Genomic DNA, 4,546 nt, shown 5'->3' with positions numbered 1-4,546 from the left:
ACCTTGAGCAGATCCTTCCGGCTGGCGAAGGGCCCGGTCGCATCGCGATGGGCGACGATCGCGTCGGCCAGTGATGCGCCTAGGCCTGAAACACGCGCCAGAAGTGGCGCCGAGGCGGTGTTGAGGTCGACGCCGACGGCGTTGACCGCGTCTTCCACCACCGCTTCCAGCGAGCGGCCAAGCCGGTACTGGTCGACATCATGCTGGTACTGGCCGACGCCGATCGATTTGGGCTCGATCTTGACCAGTTCGGCCAAGGGATCCTGCAGGCGCCGGGCGATAGACACCGCGCCGCGCAACGACACGTCGAGACCGGGGAATTCCGCCGCCGCCGTCGCCGATGCCGAATAGACCGAGGCGCCCGCCTCGCTGACGATCACTTTCAGCGGCTTCGGGCCACCATCAGCCGGCATGTCGGACAGCATGTCCGCTACCAGCTTTTCGGTCTCGCGGCTGCCGGTGCCGTTGCCGATCGAAATCAGCTCGACCTTGTGCAGACGGATGAGCTTGGCGAGTTCCGCCTGGGTGCCGCGCACATCGTTCCTCGGCGGAAACGGATAGACCGTCGTCGTTGTCAGCACCTTGCCGGTACCGTCGACCACCGCCACCTTGACGCCGGTGCGGATGCCGGGGTCGAGTCCCATCGTGGCGCGCGAACCGGCAGGAGCCGCTAGCAGCAAATCCTTCAGATTGCGGGCGAAGACATGGATCGCCTCTTCCTCGGCTCGTTCGCGCATGTCGCGCATCAGGTCGAGCGTCAGGTGCAGCGACAGTTTTATGCGCCAGGTCCAGCCGGCGACCTCCATCAGCCAGCGGTCGCCCGGCAGGCTGCCGCCGATTGCATAGGCATTGGCGATCATCCGCTCCACCGGCTTCACCGGCGACGTGTCATCGGCATCGACCTCGATGTCGAGCGACAGCACTTCCTCGTTGCGGCCGCGCAGCATGGCTAGCGCCCGATGGCTCGGCACGGTGGCCCAGCGCTCGACATGGTCGAAATAATCGGAGAATTTCGCGCCGGCCTCCTGCTTGCCGTCGACCACCCTGGCGCGCATGAAGGCGCGCTCTTTCATGTAGGTGCGCAGCTTGCCGACCAGATCGGCATTCTCGGCGAATTGTTCCGACAGGATGTCGCGCGCACCGTCGAGCGCTGCCTTGGTATCGGCCACCTCTTCGCTGACATAGGCCAGCGCCAGTTCGGCAGGCACCAATGAGCGGTTCGCCAGGATGGCTTCGGCCAGCGGCCCCAGCCCGCGCTCCCTGGCGATCTCGGCCTTGGTCCGGCGCTTGGGCTTGTAGGGCAGGTAGATGTCCTCAAGTTCCGCCTTGGTGCTGGCGGCGACGATCTTGCCTTCAAGCTCCTCGGTCAGCTTGCCCTGTTCGCGGATCGAGCCAAGGATGGTGTCGCGGCGCGCATCGAGCTCGCGCAGATAGGCAAGGCGTTCGGCAAGATCGCGCAATTGCGTGTCGTCGAGCCCGCCGGTGACTTCCTTGCGGTAGCGCGCCACGAACGGCACTGTCGCGCCCTCATCGAGGAGTTCGATCGCCGCGGCCGCCTGTTCGGGCCGCGCGCTGATCTCGGCCGCGATGATGGCTGCAATGCGCTTGATGTCGGATGCCATGTCGTACCTGCTCTCATCCAAAGAGCGGCGACCATAGGCGCAGACGTCCGGCCCGCCAACCGTCGCGCTTCGATCAGCCCGGCGGGTCCACAGGAAAGCGTGCGCTAGAGCCTTTCACGTTTTGACGGAAGCGTATCCGGCGTTTTCGAAGTAGTTCTTGCATTCGGCTGCCTCGATGGGTCGACGAGGTGGCCGATGTGGCGCCACGTATCCTCGACGGTGCGTTTCTGAGCCTGGCGCATCCAGTGTTTGATCTGGGCGAAGGCCTGCTCGATCGGATTGAGGTCTGGAGAGTAGGGCGGCAGATACCAAAGCCTGGCGCCGGCAGCCTTGATCATCTGCCTGATGGCTGCCGACTTATGACTTCCCAGATTATCCATGACGACGATGTCGCCAGGCTTTAGAACGGTGACGAGCTGCTGCTCGACATAGGCACGGAAGCATTGGCCGTTGATCGGGCCGTCGAAGACGCAAGGAGCCGCGAGCCGATCCCAGCGCAGCGCGCCAAGGAAGGTCAACGTGCGCCAGTGGCCGTGCGGAGCCAGGCCGCGCAGCCGTTTGCCCTTCGGCCCCCAACCTCGCAGCGGAGCCATGTTGGTCTTGATCCAGGTCTCATCGATGAAGACCAGGCGCTGCGGATCGAGGCCGGTCTGCCAGGATCGCCATCGCTGGCGCCTGCGGGCGATATCAGCGCGCGCCTGCTCAAGGGCGAACAGCGTTTTTTTTGAAGCTCAGGCCCTCGCGGCGCAGGAACAGCCACACCGCATTGCCCCGCGCCCGGCCAACTCATCCTTCAGACCGTGCAGCGTCAGATGCGGCGTCTCACGTATACGCGCCTCGATGAAGGCACGGTGCGGCTCCAGCACTCTCTTGCGGTGTCCACCCATCTTGCCCGGTGCCACCGAGCCGGTCGTCTCATGGCGCTGCAACAGCTTTACCGCGGCCGAAACCGAAATGCCGAACCGTTTGGCGGCAGACCGGCGGCTTTCACCACTCAAAACCGCCGCCACAACCCGCTCGCGAAGGTCATTGGAAAGAGGTCGGGTCATCAGATGCTGGCCTCCACTCCAGCCAGCATCTTGAATCACAAAAAAGACAAATCGGGAATCCCCTTCGATTCCATCAAGCCGTGAACCGCTCTAATGCTCGGGTCCAGTCTAGACCATCCGGCTCAGCGCCTCGAAGAAGGCGACGATTTCGACATCGAGCGGATCGTCGACCGGCTCGGGCTGCGACGACATCTTGGCGATCACCACTTTGGTCCTGGGATCGACATACAGCCACTGGCCATGAATGCCGATGCCGCAATAGGCGCCGTTCGGCAAGCCCGTCTGGTACCATTTGTTGCGATAGCGGCCCTTCGGGAACAGCGGCTGCATCGCGCCGCGCTGCCAAGCCTCGGAACTGCCGCCGCTAGCAACCGTATCGCGCACCCAGGCTTCCGGCACGATGCGGCGGCCATTGGCCACCCCGCCTTGCCGCATCATGTCGCCAACACGCGCCAGATCGCGCGGCGTCACCGAAATGCCGCCGGCAGTGCGCGCCGTGCCTTCCATGTCGACGCCGATCGAAGCTTCGCTGACAGCGCCCAGCGGCAGCCACAGCTTCTCGCGCATCAGGTCGGTGAACCGCTGGCCCGACGCGCGCTCGAGCAGCAGGCCGAGCAGGTCGGAATTCGGCGAGCGGTAGCGGAAGGTCTGGCCATGCGGCTCTGCAAGGCGTTGCAGGGTCAAAATGAATTCGCGCAGGCTCTCCGTGCCGCCGCCCGGATTCCACAGCGTGGCGCGACGATAGCGGGCGAAAGCGCTCTCCGGATCGAGATAGGCTTCCTCGAAATCGAGGCTGACGCTCATGTCGAGCACATGCCGCACGCTCGCATCACCATAGGCCGAGCCGGCGGCTTCAGGGATGTAGGCCGTCACCGGCGCTTCCGGGTCGAATACGCCCTCGCCTTCCAGAATGCCGGCAATGATGGCGGTCAGCGACTTGCTGATCGAAAAGATGATGTGGCGGGCGCCGAAATCCATATGCGGGGCGAACCAGTCGCCGACGATCTTGCCGTCTTTCATCACCGTCAGTGCGTCGGTGCTCGAACGCGCGAGAAATTCAGCCACTGTCTCCGATATGCCGGCCACCGTGACCTTCTCGCCGAGCAGCCCGCCCATATCGCACACGGGGGTTTCGACAACGCCCGACGTCGCCGCCACGCGGGCGGTCGGCACCAGTTCGCCGAGATTCTGGAACGACCACCGGTTGAACGGGTTCTCGCGCCAGTTGGCGAGCACCACCTGGTTGCGCCGGAAGCCATAGCGGGTCTCGAACACGGTCTTGCCGGTCATGGCGTTTCCTTCCGGGTCGTTTCTTCCTTGTGGGGGCTCAGCGAAGTGCCGTGGCGGCGATAGCGTGCACGGCCTTCAGCGTCGCTATGGAATAGGCACCATTGGCGAAATCCGGCCAGGTCGAAAGCTTCACCACGACCATTCCGGTGTTCCAGTCGATATGGATCATCTGACCGAACACGCCGCGGCACATCAGTGCGCGCGAGCGCGGATCCTCGATCCAGAACTGGTTGCGATAGCTGCCCTCCGGCAGGCTGGGGCTGAAGTCCGGCCCATGCCTGCCGTTGCGCGTCGCCTCGACCCAGCCGGCCGGCACGACGCCGCCACCATTGTCGAGGATCAGCTGGCCGAAGCGGCCATAGTCGCGCAGCGTCGCGTTGAAGCCACCGTCGGCCACCGCATAGCCGGCGCTATCGACCGTGAAGCAGGCGCTTTCATCAGCGCCGAGCTTTTGCCAGAGTTCTTCCGAAACTACCTGCGGCAGCCGTTTGCCCGTCACCCGCTCCATGATGAAGGCAAGCACGTCGGTCTCGATCGAGCGGTATTCGAATTGAGCCCCGTGCGGGCGGATCGTGTCCTTCAAGC

Annotated in this window: 3 protein-coding genes and 1 pseudogene; all 4 read right to left on the bottom strand. The window is 64.3% G+C overall.

Features of this window, described 5'->3' with window-relative positions:
* Nucleotides 1–1,622 (bottom strand): Tex family protein (locus tag EN750_RS20040; protein WP_145967787.1); only part of this gene is annotated, 1,622 nt, incomplete at its 3' end.
* A 114-nt stretch (nucleotides 1,623–1,736) separates the two neighbouring features.
* Nucleotides 1,737–2,671: pseudogene (locus tag EN750_RS20035) on the bottom strand (IS630 family transposase).
* A gap of 108 nt (nucleotides 2,672–2,779) precedes the next feature.
* Nucleotides 2,780–3,961, bottom strand: coding sequence for a serine hydrolase domain-containing protein (locus tag EN750_RS20030; RefSeq protein ID WP_127397434.1), 1,182 nt, complete (start codon nucleotides 3,959–3,961; stop codon nucleotides 2,780–2,782).
* Nucleotides 3,962–3,998: 37 nt separating this feature from the next.
* The coding region (locus EN750_RS20025; RefSeq protein WP_145967786.1) for a serine hydrolase at nucleotides 3,999–4,546 on the bottom strand (548 nt) is incomplete at its 5' end.

The organism is Mesorhizobium sp. M7A.F.Ca.ET.027.03.2.1, assembly GCF_003999175.1.
Classification (GTDB): Bacteria; Pseudomonadota; Alphaproteobacteria; order Rhizobiales; family Rhizobiaceae; genus Mesorhizobium.
The sequence above is the reverse complement of the archived record's forward strand: the minus strand, read 5'-3'. Positions and strand labels throughout refer to the sequence as shown.